The following is an 18303-nucleotide window of genomic DNA, read 5'->3' on the forward strand; positions in this document are numbered from 1 at the left end:
AAATGCAAGTAAATTTGCCAGAAACTAAGAAAATTGAATCAATGCCAGCATCAATGTTAGTATCAGCAACATATGACAATATTTCAAAATCTGCAGTTTTGAAATTCTATGATCCAGAATCTAAAAAATTATTCTTATGGAAAGATGAAACAGGGCACAAACCATATTGTTATTCAAGATTATCTCCAGACGAATTAGATTTTCTTCAAGAAAGAGATGACATTTTGGAAATCAAAACGGTTCGAAAATATGATTTAATGAAAGACAAAGAAATAGACATGTCAAAAATCACTGTTGCAGACCCGTTAGCAATAGGGGGAACAGCAGGAGACAAAAGTATTAGAAATGTGATTGAGACATGGGAATCAGATATCAAATATTATGAGAATTATTTGTATGATAGACAACTAATCGTTGGAAAATATTATGAAGTCGTAAATGGGGAGTTAAAATCACATGATCTAGAAATTTCGGATGAAGTTAGACTTGCATTGAAGAGTTTGTTGTGGGATAAAGTAGATAGTGAGAGCATGGTTGATGCGGAAGAATTTAAAAAATATATTTCTGAATGGGCAGATTTACTAAACCAACCAATACCAAAAATAAAGAGACTAAGTATAGATATTGAAGTAGAAGCAGAGATAGGGCGCATCCCAGATCCAAAAATTGCAGAAAAAAAGGTCACTGCAATAGGATTGAAAGGTTCTGACGGATTTGACCAAATTTTTGTGCTCAAAACAGAAGGTACAGAAGAAGGAACAAATGAACTAGAACAAAATATCAAAATTACATTTTATGAATCAGACAAAGAAAAAGAAATGATTCAAGACGCATTTGAAATAATGAAGACATTTCCATTTGTTCTAACATACAATGGAGATGAATTTGATTTACCGTATCTCTACAACAGAGCAGAAAGATTAGGAGTAAAAAATTCAGATAATCCTCTTTATATGATGAGAGATTCTGCAACATTAAAAGAAGGAGTTCATCTTGATTTGTACAAAGTTCTTTCAAACAGATCATTTCAAATCTATGCATTTAGTCAAAAATACACGGACTTTTCTTTAAACAGTGTATCAAAAGCACTTCTAGGCAAAGAAAAGATAGATTATGGATTAGAATTTGACGAGTTATCACTCTACCAGACTGCAAATTATTGTTATAATGATGCTCTTCTAACATACGAACTAACCAGCTTTAACAAAGATTTGATGATGGACTTGCTTGTAATCATTGCAAGAATTGGAAGAATGCCAATTGACGATATTGCAAGAATGGGGGTGTCACAGTGGATTAGAAGTTTACTGTATTATGAACATAGACGAGAAAATTGTTTGATTCCAAAACGAGAGGAGTTACAAAGAAGATCAGAAGGGGTAATGTCAGATGCCGTGATCAAAGATAAGAAATATCGTGGAGGTCTTGTTGTAGAACCTAAAGAAGGAATTCATTTTGATGTGGTAGTAATGGATTTTGCTAGTCTGTATCCAAGCATTATCAAAGTTAGAAATCTATCATATGAAACAGTTAGATGCCCTCACGAGGAGTGTAAAAAAAATACAATACCGGGAACAAATCATTGGGCATGTACAAAAAAGAATGGCCAGACATCAATGATTATTGGATCGTTAAGAGATTTGAGAGTAAATTATTACAAAAGTTTATCGAAAAAAGAGACATTAACAGATGATCAAAGACAGCAATATACAGTTGTCAGCCAAGCACTCAAAGTGATTCTAAATGCCAGTTATGGGGTAATGGGAGCTGAAATATTTCCACTTTACTTCCTACCAGTAGCAGAAGCAACAACTGCAATCGGCAGATATACAATTTTAGAAACAATCAAAAAATGCGAAGAAGCAGGGATTGAGGTTCTGTATGGAGACACAGATTCATTATTTATTAAAAATCCAACAAAAGAGCAAATCAAAATTGTAATAGAGCAAGCAAAGAAAGAACACGGTGTAGATTTAGAGATAGATAAAACGTACAGATATTGTGTGCTCAGCAATAGAAAGAAAAACTATTTGGGAGTTACAAAGGATGGTAAAGTAGACGTTAAAGGATTGACAGGCAAAAAATCACACACACCTGCATTCATCAAAAATTTATTTTATGAATTAATCGATGTCTTGTCCAGAGTCCAAACAGTAGAAGATTTCGTAAAGGCAAAGCAAGAGATCACAGAAAAAATTGCAACATGTGGTAAAAAAGTGGAAGCAAAAGAAATACCATTAAAAGATTTGACATTTAATGTAATGCTAAGTAAGGCACCATCTGAATATGTAAAAACAATTCCTCAACATATCAGAGCAGCCAAACAATTAGAATCCATCAGAGAGATAAAGAAAGGAGACAAAATTTCATTTATCAAAATCCTAAACAAACCCGGCGTAAAGCCAGTTGAATTGGCAAAGAAGGAAGAAATTGATTCTAAAAAATACATGGAATTTATGGAATCAACATTAGAACAAATCACATCCTCAATGGATTTAGATTTTGACACAATGCTAGGAAAGCCAAAACAAACAGGATTAGATGAATTCTTTTGGAGCTAGAATAGAAAATGGAAGTAGATGGAACATTTCTAACAATATTAGGAATAACCGCAGGGATTTTTATTTTGATGGGATGGATTGAACAAATCTACAAAGGGTATAAAACCAAAAGACTCAAAGATGTTTCGAAATTTTTAATGATCTTCATTGCAGCAGGTTCGATATTATGGCTAATTTACGGGATTATCGTAGATGACGTATTCATAATTGGTACAAACATGTCAGGGTTAATTTTAATGATCATAGTATTAGGAATGAAGAAAAGATATGACATGCATGCTAAACCATCATAATCAAGGAATAAATACAATACAAAAAATTTCAAAGAAAGATGTTTGTAATTAATTGTAAAAATTATGAAGAAATTGCAGGAGATAAAATAGTCAAATTTGTAAAAACGGCAGAAAAAATTTCCAAAAAATATAAAATAAAAATAGCAATATCACCACCACAGCATCTAATTGGATTGGTATCAAATAGTTCAATTCCAATTTTAGCCCAACATGTTGATGACTCAAAGGTTGGAAGCACTACAGGATTTGTGATTCCAGAATTATTAAAAAAATCTAGAGTCAAAGGATCATTAATCAATCACAGCGAACATAGAATTTCCAGTAAAGAAATTGAAAAATTAATTTTAAAATTAAAAGAATTAAAAATGATATCTATTTTATGTGTAAAAGATGTTGCCGAAGTTAAAAAATATGCAAAATTCAATCCAGATTATATTGCAATAGAACCTCCGGAATTAATTGGATCGGGCAAAGCAGTTTCTAAAGAAAAACCAGAATTAATCGCTAAAGCCGCAAAAGCGATAAAGAATGCAAAAAATAGTACAAAATTACTTTGTGGTGCGGGAATTGTTTCAGGAGAAGATGTGTCAAAAGCCATAGAATTAGGATCCAAGGGAATCTTAGTTGCAAGTGGAATTATCAAAGCAAAAGACTGGAATAAGATTATGGCAGATTTTGCCAAGTCAATGGTTTAATACCCCCTTCCTAGGATTGGTTAATCGTAAAAAATGAAACAAGTTTATTTTTATGATGAAGGAGACGGCAAAAACAAGCAGCTTCTAGGTGGAAAAGGAGCAGGTCTATGCGAAATGACCAGATTGAAGCTACCCGTACCTCCAGGATTTACAATTACCACTGAAGTTTGTAACAAATATTATGAAAATAACAAAAAATTGCCAAAAACACTCATGGCAGAAGTAAAAAAGAATATTGCAAAAATAGAGAGAAAAACAGGGAAAAAATGGAATTCAAAAACAAATCCACTACTAGTATCAGTCAGATCAGGCGCAGCAATTTCTATGCCAGGCATGATGGATACAATTCTGAATTTAGGGTTAAATGATGAAACAGTTATCGGGTTATCTGAAAAAAGTAGCAATCCAAGATTTGCATGGGATTCTTACAGAAGATTTGTACAATTATTTGGAAAAGTAGTGTTTGGGGTGGAGGATAAGAAATTCGATGATGTTTTAGAAGCAGCAAAGAAAAAACAAAACGTACAAGTGGACAGTGATTTGAATGAAGAGTCACTAAGAGAAATTGTTGCAAAATACAAACAAATCTGTGACACTCATACAGGAAGGAAATTTCCAACAGACCCAACTGAACAAGTAGAACTTGCAATCAAGGCAGTATTTGGAAGTTGGATGGGAGAAAGAGCAATTGTATACAGAGAGAAAAATAATATTACAAAAGATATTGCAAATGGAACTGCAGTAAATATTGTATCCATGGCATTTGGGAACATGGGAGATGATTGTGCAACAGGAGTTGTATTTACAAGAAATCCTGGAGACGGAACAAGAAAGATTTACGGCGAATATCTAATTAATGCGCAAGGAGAAGACGTAGTAGCAGGAGTAAGAACAGGAAAACAAGTAGATGAGATGAAAAAGGACTTGCCAGAATCCTACAAACAACTAGTCAAAACATGTGAAAGGCTTGAAAGACACTACAAAGAGCCACAAGATATTGAATTTACTATTGAGCAAGGAAAATTCTATTTGTTGCAAACAAGAAATGCAAAGATGAATGCAGTAGGAATGGTAAAAACATCAATTGACATGGTGAAAGAAAAATTAATTGATAAAAATAGAGCAATTACAAGATTACAAGCAGAACAATTAGAGCAATTATTACATAAAAGAATAGATCCTAATGAAATCAAAAATCATACATTACTAGCAAAAGGAATTGCAGCATCACCAGGAGCAGCAAGTGGAATTGCAGTTTTGGATGTAAAAAGAGCAACAATCATGGGCGAGAACGGGGCCAAAGTGATTCTAATTAGAGAAGAAACAAAACCCGAAGACGTTCCAGCATTCTTTGAATCAGTTGGAATTTTAACCAGTCGTGGAGGTAAAACATCTCATGCAGCAGTAGTTGCAAGAGGAATGGGAAAACCATGTATCGTAGGATGCTCTAATCTGAAAATTGATCTTGACAATAAACAATGTAGCGTAGATGGAAAAGTTGTTCATGAGGGGGATTCGATTACAATAGATGGCAGTTCAGGAGCAGTATACATTGGAGACATTCCAACTATAGAACCTAAAGTAAATACAGACTTTAAGCAAATTTTAGATTGGTCCCAAAAAGCAAAAAAAATAGGGATTAGAGCTAATGCAGATACGCCTGAGGGTGCAAAACTTGCAAGAGAATTCGGAGGACAAGGAATCGGGCTCTGCAGAACAGAAAGAATGTTCAACGGCAGTGATAGAATCAATCTATTTGTAGAAATGATCATGGCAGAAAGCATCGAAGAGCGAAGTAAGATTTTACAAAAATTAGGAGAATTGCAAAAAAGCGACTTTGTTCAAATTCTAAAGGCAATGGAAGGATACGAAGTTACCATTAGATTACTAGACCCACCACTACACGAATTCCTACCAAACCCAGAAGAACTAGCAGAGAAAATCCACAAATTAGAATTAAAAAAAGAAACTGCAGAAGTTGAAAAAGCAAAAATTGTTCTAAAAAGGGCAAGAGAACTTGCAGAAGTAAACCCGATGATGGGGCATAGAGGAGTCAGAGTAGGAATTACATATCCTGAAATATACGAGATGCAAATTCGTGCAGTCTTTGAAGCATTAGTAGAATTAACAAAGAAAAAAGTAAAGGCACATCCACAAATCATGATTCCTCAAATTAGTAGCATCGCAGAATTAAATCACATTAAGAAAATTTATGATTCCATTAAGAAAGAGACAGAATCAAAATACAAAATGAAATTAAAGATTAACTTTGGAACTATGATCGAAGTTGTAAGAGCAGCATTAACAGCAAATGAACTTGCAACCACTGCAGAATTCTTTAGTTTCGGTACAAATGACCTCACACAAGGAACATTTAGTTTCAGCAGAGAAGATGTGGAAGGGAAATTCCTTCCAGAATATATGGAAAAAGAACTTCTTGAGAGGAACCCATTCCAATCAATTGATGTAAACGGGGTAGGCAGCTTGATAAAAATGGGAGTTGCAGCAGGAAGAAATCTCAGACCAAACATGGAGATAGGAATTTGTGGAGAACACGGAGGAGATCCTAATTCAATTAAATTCTGTCATAGCATAGGTCTAAGTTATGTTAGTGCATCACCCCATCGAATTCCTATTGCAATAGTTGCAGCAGCACAAGCAGCAATTGAACAACCAAAAAATAAATCAAAGAAAAAATAGGATTAAAATCAAGATATTTTGAATAATTTAGAATGCCATATGACTAGTTCACTTATCTAATCAGAAAAGAAATTTTTAAATCAATTAAAAACATTTCAAAGTGAATTGTTACCTAGAATTGATTCAATTAAACAGATTAGACAAAAGATAGGCATAACTCAGAAAAAGCTTGCGGCAATGACAGGGGTAAGTACATCCATGATTAATCAAATAGAATCAGGAAGAAGTCAACCCAGCTATGAGACGGCAAAAAAGATTTTTGAGAGCCTTACTCAATTAGAAGGGGAATCATCATCTCATACAGCAGGAGATTTTTGTAGCAGGGATATCGTAAAACTAAAACCAACAAATACACTTCATGATGCAATCAAGAAAATGCATCAATTGTCAATCAGTCAGATCCCTGTTTTTGACAATTCAGATGTAGTGGGAGTAGTATCTGAAGATGGGATAGTAAAACATCTTGCAGATTTAGGAGAAGCAGAGTTGAAAAAAGCAAAGTTAGCAGACACAATGGATCCTGTACCACCCATAGTAGATTTTGATACACCAGCTAATGTGTTAGTCCCATTGATCAGATATTCAAAGTGTATTCTAGTTTCAAAAAAATCGAAAATCATCGGAATAATTACAGCATCAGACACATTGAAAATGATGGAATGAAATTTCTTCATAAATAAATCATTTTTTAGATTGATGCCCATGTTTAAAAATCAGCAAAATAGTTTCATATCATCACAACACACTAAAGTTTAAGAGAGATGTTTTGATGGCATTTGAAAATTTTATTGTTACAGGATTTAAAAGAAGACAGAAAAATATCAATGAAGTAGAAAACAAATCTCAAAGATTAAGAAATGAGCGTCAAATTGCAGAATCACAACAGTTTGAAGAACATGCATTATTTTTGAAACAAGAATTAGGCAGATATTTTCAGCAATATCGCAAACTTCTTGTTAGTCATGGAATGGTGCCAATCCATCGTGTTGGAATTCCAGCACTCACAAAAGAAGAACTAAAGATAAAGGGTGAATATGATTTGAAAGATGGAAAAAAGAATCAGCAGGGATAATAAGATTGGATTTTGAAATTCTAGTTCCCATATTCATAGTTCTGGCAGTAGGGATTTTTGTAGGTTCAAGAATATGGATGATGTTTAGGAAATAAATGTAGTCAGTATGAACATAATTTTTCTAAAGAATGAAATAATTATTCTTTAGGATGAGAGCAAAGTTCTGCCAATACCCCTTGAAGAGATTTTGGATGAATGAATGTGACTTTAGTTCCTGCAGAACCAGGTCGGATTTTTCCCAAGAATTGGATTCCACAACCTTCCATTCGTTCTACTTCACCCTCTATATTGTCAGTGTCTAGTGCCATATGATGTAATCCTTGACCTTTTTTATCTAAAAATTTCTTTATAGGACTAGAATCATTTGTAGGCTGCATTAATTCGACACGACCATTTTCCAAATGAATGATTGCGACTTTAACACCTTCAGATTCCACTGTTTCAAATTCTACTGAATCAACTCCTAGTGCTTTCTGGTAAATTTTAGCAGATTCTTCCACATCATTTACTGCAATTGCAATGTGATCAATTTTCATCTAAAAGACATCACAATTTACAGTATTAATGGATTTATTTTATTACAACACGAATCATTTTTGATTTTAGTTTAAAATTAAAATTGCACGATCAAAATTTTTTGAAACATCATCAATGGTGCTAGGATAGTGTCTTTTTTCATATCTAGTGCGCTTTTTCATCCCCATGATTATCAAATCCACATCATATTTTTTTGCAAATTCAAGAATTTCATTGGCTGGCATACTACTCTTAGTAATTTTAAAAGCAGGGGAAATATCATGTTCTGTAGCATATTTTTCAAGTTTGCTATGTTCTAATTCGATCATTTTACATTCCTTATCAAATTCCTCTTTGTCTGTTTTTGTTTTGAATAACCCAAATGTGGCTCTATCTTCAACGCATGTCAAAACTGTTATTTTTGATTTTGTCAGTTGTGATAATCCAATTGCTTTTTTGAAAGCTTTTTGACTACCATGAAATCCATTGTATGGAACCAATATATGGTCAAAAAGTTTTTTCATTTTCCAATATCCAGTAATAACACAGGGCAATTAGCATTTTCAACAATCTTTCTTGAAACACTACCTAAAGATAATAATTTTTTTATCCCCTTCAATTTGCGTCGTTTTGACATTACTATTAGATCTACTTTTTCTTTTTCAACAGTATCTAAAATTATTTCAGCAGCATCTCCTATCGCCACTTTAATTTTTGATTTAACTCCTTTTTCTTTGCATTGCAGAGAATATTTTTCCATTTTTTTCTCCATATCTTTTTTCATTTCCTTATTTGCATTGCCAATACTCTTTAGCAATTTTTCTCTTTCAGAGGATGACAAAGCAAATGATGGAGGAGCATGTATTTCTTCTACAACGTGTAAGAGGATTATTTTAGATGAATCATCTGAGGCATAAATTGCATGTTTAAGTGCCTCATCACCGGCAGGAGTTCCAGCATGTGGAACAAGAATTGTCTCATACATAGTCATTCTAAAATCTGGGAGATAAATAAACTTGTAAGTTGTTTGTCAAACTAGTGTCTATGAGTAATGTCAAATTTCTTTTTCTTTGAAGTGAGTGATTTTGCCACGGGAATTATTTTATCAGCTAATCGTCTAATTTCTTGTTCATTCTTTTTTGGATATTTGATGTGTAAGCATTCATGATACAACGTGTTTACAGTTTCAACTTTTGGCTCTGTTGCTAAATGTGGATTTAGCCAAATTGTACCACATTCTTTAATACATTCAGCCCAAACAGCATTTGGTTTAACGCTATTTTTGTAAAGATATTTTGAAAAATGTTTTCTATCATAAACTAAAACAGGTTGTATTTCCATGTTCAAGATATTTTCAAATGTATTGAGTAATGTTTGATGCCATTCTTTATCATTGGCTGAAAATTTATACTTCATATTTTAAATAAGAAAATCATTCTATTAATTCCTCACCTACATCTACAGTATCAAAATTTGTGCCATCGCAATGAGGGCAGCTAGTTATCATGGTTACACCTGCTTTTTTGGTAAAAACATTACCACATGATTTACAGGCACGTAATTCACTTAAGGTAGTCATGAATCAATTAGCCTACAAATCTAAATAAAGTGTATGCTCAATTCCAAATTTGGAATTATTTCTATGTTCACAAACTAATTACATAAAAGATGTTCTTTTAAAATATAAAAAATAATCAAATTTTTCTTTCACGACTAGAGAATTAAACGGGTTTTATTAAGGGGGGAATAGCATCATCACCCACGATGAATGAATTAAAAGTAAAAAAAGATTTTACAGATATTTACATACAAGATTCCCCATGTAGTTATCTAAAAGAAATGGATAGATTGGAATACTTCATATCAGATTCAACAAAACCGTTATACAACTCCATCATACAGCAACTTGAAGAGACAGTATCTAGACCAATTAATGTTTTAGATTTGGGAAGTTCATATGGTATCAATTCATCATTAATGAAATATAATTTAACAATGTCAGAATTAAATGATTTCTTTTTAAACGGTACCGAACCTACAAAAAAAGAGGCTAAACAATTCTACGAAGAATGTACGATTAATGACAACATGAATTTCTATCAAATAGATATTTCAGAAGAAGCTTTAAAATTTTCTGAAGAGATGAATTTGTGTGAAAGAGGCATAAATATTGATCTTGAAACTGAAAAATTAAATCTACTAGAATCATTACCGAAGATAGATGTGGTGATCGCAACGGGTTGTGTTGGATATATCGGACATCAGGCATTTTCAAATCTTCTAAAAGTAATTAAAAACAGACAATCTAATTCAATTGAAAATGGAAAAGAGTATGTTGCCCCAATCTTCGCATTCTCTGTTCTTAGAATGTTCGACATGAAGGACATTAAAGAAGTTTTTGAGATGTTTGATTACTCTGTTGTAAAAAGCGACATAAAACCAATCCGTCAAAGAAGTTTTTCAGATTCTAAAGAAAAAGCACAGACTGTTTCAATATTACATGATATGGGAATTAACACTAAAAAATACGAAGATGACGGTAATTTCTACGCCGACTTTTATATTGCAAAACCCAAAAATTAGTTTGATAGTTTTAAAAAATAACTCAGTAAGGTCCTAAAAGACCTCTTTTGGACGATATTCCCCAAAGACCTCTCTGAAAGTATTACTAATTTCACCAGTGGTTGCAAATGCCTTAGCAGCTGTAACAATGTATGGCATGAGGTTTTTTTCAGTGTCAGCTGCACTCTGCATTGCAGACAATGCCTTTTCTAATTTTTTAGAATCTCGTTCTGCTCGTAATTTTTTGAGGGCTTTCTTTTGCTGCACTTCAATTCGACCATCAATTCTCAATAATTCTGGTTGCTCTTCTTCTTCGACATATTTGTTAACACCTACAATTACTCGGTCACCGTCATCTGTTTCTTTTTTAAGACGATATGCATTTGCTCTAATTTCAGATTGGAAAAATCCTTTCTCAATTGCTTTAACAGAACCACCCATCTTTTGAATTTTCTTCAGGTATTTCCATACACCATCTTCAATTTGATCACATAATTCTTCAAGATAGTAAGAGCCTGCAAGTGGATCAGCAGTCTTTGTAATTCCACTTTCATGAGCTACAATTTGCTGTGTTCTAAGAGCAATTTTTGCAGATTCCTGAGTAGGAAGAGCAAGGGCCTCATCTCTAGAATTAGTATGAAGTGATTGTGTGCCGCCTGCAACTGCTGCCATTGTTTGTATCGCAACCCTCACAATGTTGTTGTTTGGTTGTTGAGCAGTTAGAGATTCGCCACTAGTTTGAGTATGAAATTTTAATTGTAGTGAACGAGGGTTCTTTGCATGAAACATTTCTTTGAGTATTTTTGCATAAACTTTTCTTGCAACTCTAAACTTTGCAACTTCTTCAAAGAACTCTATGGTACAACAAAAGAAGAATGAGAGTCTTGGAGCAAAGTCATCAATTTTTAATCCTTTATCAATACAAGTTTGAATATAGGCAATTGCATTTGCCAGAGTAAACGCAACTTCTTGAGTAGCAGTACAACCAGCTTCTCTCATATGATATCCAGAAATCGAAACTGGATACCACGAAGGAACTTTTTCTGCACAGTACTCTATCATGTCACCAATTAATCGCATGGATGGTTGAGGAGGATAAATGTAGGTATTTCTTGCAATGTATTCTTTGAGAATATCATTTTGTGTGGTTCCACGAAGCTCAGTGCTTTTGAAACCCTGTGATTCTCCAACTGCAATATAATATGCAAGTAATGTGGATGCTGTAGAATTAATTGTCATCGAAGAGCTGACTTTACCTAATGGAATACCATCAAATGCAGTCATCATATCTTTAATTGATGTGATTGACACCCCCACCTTTCCAACTTCACCTTCAGCTTGTGGAGAATCAGAATCATATCCAATTTGGGTTGGCAAATCAAAAGCCATGCTAAGCCCAGTCTGACCCTTTTCAAGCATGAACTTGAATCTCTCATTAGTAAGTTTAGCATCACCAAATCCAGAATATTGTCTCATTGTCCAAAATCTTTCACGGAACATTTCAGGATGAATTCCTCTAGTGAAAGGATATTTTCCAGCATCCTCTACAGGCCTCTTTTTTGAGGATTTTTGATATATGCGCTTTACTGGAAAAGTAGAATCAGTAAAGATTTTCTTTTCAGTGGTTTTAGATTTTGATGATTTTTTTGCAGCCATAATATCACTTTAACAAAGATTTTGTTATTTTATCTCCTGCTTGAAATGGATCAATGTCTTTTGATTGTAATTTTTTAAGATATTTTGAAAAGGTTTTATCAGAAATCAGCATGTCATCAATCTTTTCTTTTATGTTATTTAAAACAATATCCTTTAGTTCTGCCTCAAGCCTCTCTTTATTTTTAGCATCTTTGAATTTCTTTTTCGATTTCATCATATCTTTCAAAGTTTTTGCAAATACAGTAATTCCAGAATTCTTTTTAACAGATGTTTTTAGAATGATTGGATTTCTATCAGAGTCGCCAATAAAATCACGAACCGCATCAAAAAGTTGATTCGTTCCACTAAGGTCACTTTTGTTAACTAGGTAGATATCCCCTATTTCAGTCAAGCCAGCTTTGATAGTTTGAATGCTATCGCCAGTATTAGGATTAAAAACAACAACAGTAATGTCAGCAATATTTGAAATCTCTACTTCAGTTTGGCCAGCTCCAACACTTTCGATAATTATTGGATTAAATCCAGCATATTCTAAAACACGAATACTGTTTCGCAATGAACGAGAAACAGCACCGGTTGCACCACGGGATGCAATACTTCGGATGTATGTACCAGAATCTGTGGATTCACTCATTCTAACCCTATCTCCCAATATCGCACCTCCAGTAACATGACTTGTAGGATCAACTGCCAAGACGGCAGGCTTTGTGCCTAATTTTCTCATCGCAATCACTGTTTTGTTAATTAAAGAGCTTTTACCGGCTCCTGCAGGTCCAGTAATACCAATTATTGCAGAGTTTCCACTATCTTTGAAAATTTTCCGCAATAGTTTTTTTGCTTCTGTTTGATCATTTTCAACTATTGTTATCGCTTTTGCAATTGCTCCTCGCTTTCCTTTTTTTAGATCATTAAGTAAATCCAAGACATAGTAAATGATTCAGAGGTGCAATAAAATCTTGTGTAATATTATTTATTTAACAGATAATAGGCATTATTTTATGTTATTAGAGTAATCAAATTAGTTTAAAATTTCAATCTCTTTGATAAAAATTACGGGCGTAATCTCTAATTTTGAAAAATCAGAACCTCTTAACATCATGTATCCTTGGTAATCTTTTTCAAAGTTCCCAATCACTCTAATTTCTTGACCCACAAAATCTTGATTTATATTTTCATATTCCAAAAACACTCTTTCAACTTTTAATTCATTTTGTGATTCTGTTTCAAGGTATAATTTATAATCAAATCCCATTGATCCATTTTTTTCAAATTCCACAACTCCAATTACATCCACGGTTGGAAGATTTGAGATATATTCTTGATTTGCCAGATAAACGGACAGATTATTAATTGGCAAAAATGATGCAGGAATCAAAATGCCGATGGCGATTATCACAATGGTTATTTTGTATCTTAATTTCATAGTATTTTCAAAGCGTACTTGTATGTTATAAAATCACGTGTGAAATTTATTTTTAAATAATCATCCAATGTTAAACCCTAGACTGTCTCTGTCTGTTGCATTTCTGCCATCATTTCTAATACCATCTATTGTCATCTTCAAAGTATTCCTGCCTTCATCCAAAGACAACAAAATGGTTTCATATGTTCCTGCAATTGGATTGAAAGATGATGAAATATCCACCCCGTTCAATACAGCTTCAAAAGTAACTTCACGTTTTTGCTCATCATCAGTACGAACATGTATTGAAAATGATTATGATTGTACCTTTTTAGCTCAAAGATATACTTGACACTATTCTAATATCCATCTGCATCTTTACTCTTCTCTACGAGACATGATTTAGAAATAGAATCTTGTGTAATTATACTAAACAGATAATAGGCATAACATCATCGGCTACCGAGCCATCAGATTACGGCATATCTTCAGATAAACTTTTGAATTTAGCTAATCTAACAAAGCTAAGAAATTTAATTTTTAACATCAATGAGTGCCTGTTTTATCAAAAGTACTACTTAGAAATGAGATGTACAAGCCCAATATTTTTTTCGATCATAATCCAAATCTAGGATTTTTAGTTGGGATATTTCATCTGAATTTTCTAAATGCATAAAGATGTCTTTTGCGACTAGTTTTCCTATAGTAGTTTTAATCTCAAATTCATTGTCATCATTTGTTTTTAGTTCTAAAATTTTTTCTCCATGTTCATTTTTCATTTTCATGTCACGATTTAGACCAAAGTCAGTTTTTCCATGTACTATACCGATAGGATTTTGGTTTTGATCTTTAACCGTATATCTGTATGAATGAATTTTATTTTTATAAGATTTGATAAGGACTTTATCATTTGTGTCAGTGATAGAGATGTATCTATTTATCCAACCTCCTGCTTTAATGTGTCCTAAAAGTGTGCCATCCATTTTCTGAATAATGCCAGGGCCACTATGAAACACACCTTTACGCCAAATTATCTTAAAACTATCAATTTTTTGATCTAGTAATTCTGAAGTCATGTAAATCCACCAATCAACCACATAAAGAAATTCCAAATTTGATTACCCACATCCATTGCAAATTGTACCATTTCCCCCATTATTTTGAAATTCCCTCCAATACCTACTCCCATTTGTTATTCCTCCAAAATTGAGATTGTAAATCCAAACTCCTTAATTTTTTCACCGTTATTTTCCTAAGATTGCTAGTCATTTCTTTTCCTCATCTAATATCTTGTTTAACCTATATTGAAATACCAGACCTCTAACACCCATGATTATCAAGACAGGTGAAAAAACAACAGCAAGCAATACTCGAAATGTGCCATAACTAACATCATTTGTATTCATATCATTCAAAAACAAAAAAAGAGATCCTATAAGGAGCCCAACTCCAATAACAATTAAAGCAATTCCAAGTTCTTTTGATTCAAAATTCATTGTTTGACCAACAGTATTTTTCTATGATTTTCATACATTATAGTCTGTATGTTATTTCAAATAACATAGACATAGAACCCATAAAGCATGAACAATTTTACTGACTAGTTTGAGATTAGTTGTTTATAATTAAATGGAAATTTAATGTTAAAAGATACGATTTAGAAATAGAATCTTGTATCCGATCTAAGGAGCAGAATAGATTACAGGAGGAATGGTCCCACCCACAGGATGAATTTCTGTTTTTAATTGAATGTGTCCAAATTCCTCATGATCAATTTCTAAAACTATAGGATGAATCGACCAGCCATATTTTGGTTCATTTGAAAATGGAATGATTTCTATAAATTCTGAATCAGAAAAAGTTTTGTGAAATGTTTCATCCATGCCAAGAACCTCCATTGTAACAGCAATTGTTTTATCAGAATTATCTAGATAAGAGACTTCCACAAATCCAGCATCATAATAAATTGCCTCAACATGAAATGTTTGACGAAGGGCATCTTTGTCATCAGATGCCCCACCGGTCAAAAATATAATTGCCAACACAGTAAAAACTCCCAAAAATATTGGAGGTCCAAGTTTTTTAGCCATCTTTGAATTCTTTTCTCATACGTCTAAGGAATTTGGAGTTTATTCTTATTCGTTCAAGCGTTTGTGACTGAGTTCTTTCAGTTCCAGGAGTAGGATTTTTTTTGAAGAAAGTTTTAATTTCTTTTTCCATAGAATCGTCGGCTACAGATGCAATACTAGCTACAATTCTATTAAACAGAGGGTTGCCATGTCCAACCTTTTTGTTTATGCGCTTCCAATTTTTCTTTAACCACACCCACAAAACTTTATCGCCATATGGATTTGCAGCAACTTTCATGATTGGTAATTGCATATTTTGTGAGCGAACTTGAGAAGTTTGAGAGAAATCAAGGGATTTGACAAGTAATTTTTTATCTTTGAAACTACACAGTGCACCCAGAAATCTCAGTTTTTCTTCCATAGTTTTTGCATTCTTGTATAATTTTGTCAATTCAGAATGAGTTTTTGCATTTCCATTCCATGCAGCAATTGAACAGATAGATTCTATCAAATCAGGGGAAATAGAACTAGGAGATTTTAAGAATTTTTTATATCTTCTTAGGGCTTCTTCAGTAACTACATCATCATTCATTTTACCTAATACAGAAATGGTGAATCCACGAAGCAGTGCATCAGTATGTTTATCAGATTTTTTTGGATCCCATCCCAAATTGAATAAAATTTTCCTAAAGTAATTGACAGCATACCCGCGAATTTCTTCTGCAAAAGGTTCATCAAAAGCACGGAAATATAATGATGCCAAATTGTGTGCAACGTTAACAGATGCAAGGTAACTATCCTCTTCAAAATATGCATCAGAAAAATCAAGGTAATTCCTCACTTGTTCATCACCGGAAACACATAATGAAAACAAATCATTTTGGATTGCCCATCTATCAATTGCAGGAATACGCTTTTCATCTACCAACATTTTCAAATCAAGTAAAATTCCTTCATCATACTTTACACGAAAGAATCCTTTTCTTCCATAATTAGCAACAAAACCCAAAGTATTTTTTGGTAATTTTATAGACATGGATTTTTTGGTAAACAATTTTTTAGAGATCTCAGATTCCAACCCCAAAGATAATGGAATTGACCATAAGCCTTTGTTGAATTTTTTATCAGGTTCTAAAAGATACCTCTTTTGTTCTAATTTCAGTGTATTCCCATCTTGATTAATTTCAACTAGTGGAAATCCAGGTTGTTTTAGCCATGTATTTACCATTGAGGAAACAGGCATTTTAGAGGCTTTGCCAATTGCATCCCACAAATCTTGACCCTTTGCGTTTTGATATTTGAAATCAGACAGATATTTTTTTAATCCTTTTTGGAAATTTGGTTCGCCCACATAATGTTCTAGCATTCTCAGTATACATCCACCTTTGTCATAAGAAATCGCATCAAAGATTTCTCTAATCTCAGCAGGGGAATTTACTTTAACATCAATCGGATGTGTTGTTTTAAGGGAATCAAGTCCCATTGCAACATTCATCGCATCCTCAACAAATTGATTCCACAAATCCCATTCAGGGTAAAATTTATCAACAAATTTTGTGGCCATGAAAGTTGCAAAGCTCTCATTTAACCACAAATCATTCCACCATTTCATCGTGACAAGGTTGCCAAACCATTGATGTGCAATTTCATGAGAGATTACTTCAGCGATGAATTGCTTGGTCTTTGTAGAAGATGTTTTAGGATCATATAGCAAAATAGTTTCTCTAAAAGTAATTGCGCCCCAATTCTCCATTGCTCCAGCTGCAAAGTCAGGAACTGCAATCAAATCCAATTTAGGTAAAGGGTATTTTATTCCAAAATATTTTTCATAGGATGTAAGAAGCTTCTTTCCCAAATCAAGGGAAAATTTCCCTTTGGATTTGTTTCCTTTTGTTGTGATTACCCTAATCTGAATTTTTCCAACACGGCCAGTAAGATATTCAAATTCTCCAACTCCAAGATAGATCAAGTATGTTGAGACTATAGGAGTTTTTGAAAAATGGTAAATAGTTTTTGCCCCAATTTTTTTCTTTGATTTGATCGGCATGTTTGAAATTGCGGTAAATTTGTTATCTGCAATTATAGAAATATCAAAAGTTGCCTTAGCCTCAGGCTCATCCCAACATGGAAATGCACGTCTAGCGTCAGCAGCTTCAAATTGTGTGGTTGCAAGATATTTCGTCTTTCCATTTTGAACATATTGACTCCTATAAAACCCAAGCAATCTATCATTTAGAATTCCTTGAAATTCCAAGTCAATTGTAATTTTTCCTTTAATTTTTTGAGATAGTTTGATTTGTAGTTCTTCTTTTTTCTCATTAGTTTTTGGAGATGATTTGACAATTTTCCCTTGAGACTTTACTATACAAGAGGTGATCTTGAGTTCGGCACAATCTAGAATTATTGTATTGTTGGATTTTTTACAATCTGCAGAAATAATTTCACTACCAGAAAAAGTGAATTTTTTGAGATCAGGTTCAAAAGTTAATTGGTAATTAATTGGAATTATCTCCACAGTTGAGATATTTCAAATGCACTTTAAGTAGATTTTCTATTTCATGTCCAAGGATCAGATTTTTCATCCCATGTGATTGCATTCGTTCCATATTCATCTAAAGACATACTGTTTTTGATGGTAATCAAAAGACACTCATCAGAACAATGAGTCATGTCGGGGTTTTTCATGAATTTCCCACAATTTTTACAATATTGTCCCATATCTCAAATGAATTAATGCTAAAAATTGCATATCTATTCCCTCAAAATAATAAAAGGAA

At 33.2% G+C, this 18303-nt stretch carries 21 protein-coding genes; 7 read left to right on the plus strand and 14 right to left on the minus strand.

The window, feature by feature from the left end; translation table 11 throughout:
• The first annotated feature begins 2 nt into the window (after positions 1 to 2).
• The 6 genes from NSED_RS05465 to NSED_RS05490 all read left to right on the plus strand — a co-directional run bounded on the left by NSED_RS05465 (position 3) and on the right by NSED_RS05490 (position 7321).
• Positions 3 to 2561: a DNA-directed DNA polymerase I gene (locus NSED_RS05465; RefSeq protein ID WP_014965254.1), complete on the plus strand. Its 2559-nt coding sequence runs from the start codon at positions 3 to 5 to the stop codon at positions 2559 to 2561.
• An 8-nt stretch (positions 2562 to 2569) separates the two neighbouring features.
• The gene (locus NSED_RS05470) at positions 2570 to 2854 is read left to right on the plus strand and encodes a SemiSWEET family sugar transporter (protein ID WP_014965255.1); all 285 of its coding nucleotides are present in this window, start codon (positions 2570 to 2572) and stop codon (positions 2852 to 2854) included.
• Positions 2855 to 2892: 38 nt separating this feature from the next.
• Positions 2893 to 3549: a triose-phosphate isomerase gene (gene tpiA, locus NSED_RS05475; RefSeq protein WP_014965256.1), complete on the plus strand. Its 657-nt coding sequence runs from the start codon at positions 2893 to 2895 to the stop codon at positions 3547 to 3549.
• Between the two features lie 33 nt (positions 3550 to 3582).
• Positions 3583 to 6249 (plus strand): pyruvate, phosphate dikinase, encoded by a 2667-nt coding sequence (gene ppdK, locus NSED_RS05480; RefSeq protein WP_014965257.1) that lies wholly within the window; start codon positions 3583 to 3585, stop codon positions 6247 to 6249.
• Between the two features lie 105 nt (positions 6250 to 6354).
• Positions 6355 to 6912 carry a CBS domain-containing protein gene (locus NSED_RS05485; protein ID WP_014965258.1) on the plus strand — a complete coding sequence of 186 codons (558 nt, stop codon included), beginning with the start codon at positions 6355 to 6357 and terminating at the stop codon, positions 6910 to 6912.
• A 106-nt stretch (positions 6913 to 7018) separates the two neighbouring features.
• Positions 7019 to 7321 carry a hypothetical protein gene (locus tag NSED_RS05490; RefSeq protein WP_014965259.1) on the plus strand — a complete coding sequence of 101 codons (303 nt, stop codon included), beginning with the start codon at positions 7019 to 7021 and terminating at the stop codon, positions 7319 to 7321.
• Between the two features lie 137 nt (positions 7322 to 7458).
• Here NSED_RS05490 and mce read toward each other — a convergent pair whose 3' ends face one another.
• The 5 genes from mce to NSED_RS10510 form a co-directional block, all read right to left on the minus strand.
• A complete protein-coding gene (gene mce / locus NSED_RS05495) occupies positions 7459 to 7857 on the minus strand; it encodes a methylmalonyl-CoA epimerase (RefSeq protein ID WP_014965260.1) in 399 nt (132 codons plus the stop codon).
• A gap of 66 nt (positions 7858 to 7923) precedes the next feature.
• The gene (locus NSED_RS05500) at positions 7924 to 8361 is read right to left on the minus strand and encodes a universal stress protein (RefSeq protein WP_014965261.1); all 438 of its coding nucleotides are present in this window, start codon (positions 8359 to 8361) and stop codon (positions 7924 to 7926) included.
• Positions 8358 to 8822 (minus strand): universal stress protein, encoded by a 465-nt coding sequence (locus NSED_RS05505; RefSeq protein WP_014965262.1) that lies wholly within the window; start codon positions 8820 to 8822, stop codon positions 8358 to 8360. The genes NSED_RS05500 and NSED_RS05505 overlap by 4 nt, the downstream gene beginning before the upstream one ends.
• Before the next feature lie 50 nt (positions 8823 to 8872).
• A complete protein-coding gene (locus NSED_RS05510) occupies positions 8873 to 9253 on the minus strand; it encodes a hypothetical protein (protein ID WP_014965263.1) in 381 nt (126 codons plus the stop codon).
• A gap of 16 nt (positions 9254 to 9269) precedes the next feature.
• Entirely contained in the window at positions 9270 to 9416 is a 147-nt protein-coding gene (locus tag NSED_RS10510) for a hypothetical protein (protein WP_016940312.1), read from the minus strand.
• A gap of 185 nt (positions 9417 to 9601) precedes the next feature.
• On the opposite strand from NSED_RS10510, the gene NSED_RS05515 reads away from it, so the two are divergent.
• Entirely contained in the window at positions 9602 to 10420 is an 819-nt protein-coding gene (locus NSED_RS05515) for a hypothetical protein (RefSeq protein ID WP_014965264.1), read from the plus strand.
• A gap of 33 nt (positions 10421 to 10453) precedes the next feature.
• Here NSED_RS05515 and NSED_RS05520 read toward each other — a convergent pair whose 3' ends face one another.
• The 9 genes from NSED_RS05520 to NSED_RS10965 form a co-directional block, all read right to left on the minus strand.
• The gene (locus tag NSED_RS05520; RefSeq protein WP_014965265.1) at positions 10454 to 12055 is read right to left on the minus strand and encodes an acyl-CoA mutase large subunit family protein; all 1602 of its coding nucleotides are present in this window, start codon (positions 12053 to 12055) and stop codon (positions 10454 to 10456) included.
• A gap of 4 nt (positions 12056 to 12059) precedes the next feature.
• Positions 12060 to 12977, minus strand: coding sequence for a methylmalonyl Co-A mutase-associated GTPase MeaB (gene meaB / locus NSED_RS05525; protein ID WP_014965266.1), 918 nt, complete (start codon positions 12975 to 12977; stop codon positions 12060 to 12062).
• A 96-nt stretch (positions 12978 to 13073) separates the two neighbouring features.
• Entirely contained in the window at positions 13074 to 13478 is a 405-nt protein-coding gene (locus NSED_RS05530) for a hypothetical protein (RefSeq protein ID WP_014965267.1), read from the minus strand.
• 60 nt (positions 13479 to 13538) lie between these two features.
• Positions 13539 to 13700: a hypothetical protein gene (locus tag NSED_RS10310; RefSeq protein ID WP_016940311.1), complete on the minus strand. Its 162-nt coding sequence runs from the start codon at positions 13698 to 13700 to the stop codon at positions 13539 to 13541.
• A gap of 335 nt (positions 13701 to 14035) precedes the next feature.
• A complete protein-coding gene (locus NSED_RS05535) occupies positions 14036 to 14533 on the minus strand; it encodes a hypothetical protein (protein WP_014965268.1) in 498 nt (165 codons plus the stop codon).
• 189 nt (positions 14534 to 14722) lie between these two features.
• A complete protein-coding gene (locus tag NSED_RS05540; protein ID WP_014965269.1) occupies positions 14723 to 14953 on the minus strand; it encodes a hypothetical protein in 231 nt (76 codons plus the stop codon).
• Between the two features lie 186 nt (positions 14954 to 15139).
• Positions 15140 to 15547: a hypothetical protein gene (locus NSED_RS05545; RefSeq protein WP_014965270.1), complete on the minus strand. Its 408-nt coding sequence runs from the start codon at positions 15545 to 15547 to the stop codon at positions 15140 to 15142.
• A complete protein-coding gene (locus NSED_RS05550) occupies positions 15540 to 18041 on the minus strand; it encodes a M1 family metallopeptidase (protein ID WP_014965271.1) in 2502 nt (833 codons plus the stop codon). Before NSED_RS05550 ends, NSED_RS05545 begins: the two co-directional genes overlap by 8 nt.
• Before the next feature lie 41 nt (positions 18042 to 18082).
• The gene (locus NSED_RS10965) at positions 18083 to 18211 is read right to left on the minus strand and encodes a hypothetical protein (RefSeq protein WP_272942428.1); all 129 of its coding nucleotides are present in this window, start codon (positions 18209 to 18211) and stop codon (positions 18083 to 18085) included.
• Positions 18212 to 18303: the final 92 nt, after the last annotated feature.

The sequence above is a fragment of the Candidatus Nitrosopumilus sediminis genome (assembly GCF_000299395.1).
GTDB classification, from domain to species: Archaea; Thermoproteota; Nitrososphaeria; order Nitrososphaerales; family Nitrosopumilaceae; genus Nitrosopumilus; species Nitrosopumilus sediminis.

Coding starts and splice junctions, on each gene's coding strand:
- NSED_RS05465 (WP_014965254.1), top strand. CDS start 3: ATGCAAGTAAATTTGCCAGAAACTAAGAAAATTGAATCAATGCCAGCA.
- NSED_RS05470 (WP_014965255.1), top strand. CDS start 2,570: ATGGAAGTAGATGGAACATTTCTAACAATATTAGGAATAACCGCAGGG.
- tpiA (WP_014965256.1), top strand. CDS start 2,893: ATGTTTGTAATTAATTGTAAAAATTATGAAGAAATTGCAGGAGATAAA.
- ppdK (WP_014965257.1), top strand. CDS start 3,583: ATGAAACAAGTTTATTTTTATGATGAAGGAGACGGCAAAAACAAGCAG.
- NSED_RS05490 (WP_014965259.1), top strand. CDS start 7,019: ATGGCATTTGAAAATTTTATTGTTACAGGATTTAAAAGAAGACAGAAA.
- mce (WP_014965260.1), bottom strand. CDS start 7,857: ATGAAAATTGATCACATTGCAATTGCAGTAAATGATGTGGAAGAATCT.
- NSED_RS05500 (WP_014965261.1), bottom strand. CDS start 8,361: ATGAAAAAACTTTTTGACCATATATTGGTTCCATACAATGGATTTCAT.
- NSED_RS05505 (WP_014965262.1), bottom strand. CDS start 8,822: ATGTATGAGACAATTCTTGTTCCACATGCTGGAACTCCTGCCGGTGAT.
- NSED_RS05510 (WP_014965263.1), bottom strand. CDS start 9,253: ATGAAGTATAAATTTTCAGCCAATGATAAAGAATGGCATCAAACATTA.
- NSED_RS10510 (WP_016940312.1), bottom strand. CDS start 9,416: ATGACTACCTTAAGTGAATTACGTGCCTGTAAATCATGTGGTAATGTT.
- NSED_RS05515 (WP_014965264.1), top strand. CDS start 9,602: ATGAATGAATTAAAAGTAAAAAAAGATTTTACAGATATTTACATACAA.
- NSED_RS05520 (WP_014965265.1), bottom strand. CDS start 12,055: ATGGCTGCAAAAAAATCATCAAAATCTAAAACCACTGAAAAGAAAATC.
- NSED_RS05530 (WP_014965267.1), bottom strand. CDS start 13,478: ATGAAATTAAGATACAAAATAACCATTGTGATAATCGCCATCGGCATT.
- NSED_RS05535 (WP_014965268.1), bottom strand. CDS start 14,533: ATGACTTCAGAATTACTAGATCAAAAAATTGATAGTTTTAAGATAATT.
- NSED_RS05540 (WP_014965269.1), bottom strand. CDS start 14,953: ATGAATTTTGAATCAAAAGAACTTGGAATTGCTTTAATTGTTATTGGA.
- NSED_RS05545 (WP_014965270.1), bottom strand. CDS start 15,547: ATGGCTAAAAAACTTGGACCTCCAATATTTTTGGGAGTTTTTACTGTG.
- NSED_RS10965 (WP_272942428.1), bottom strand. CDS start 18,211: ATGAAAAACCCCGACATGACTCATTGTTCTGATGAGTGTCTTTTGATT.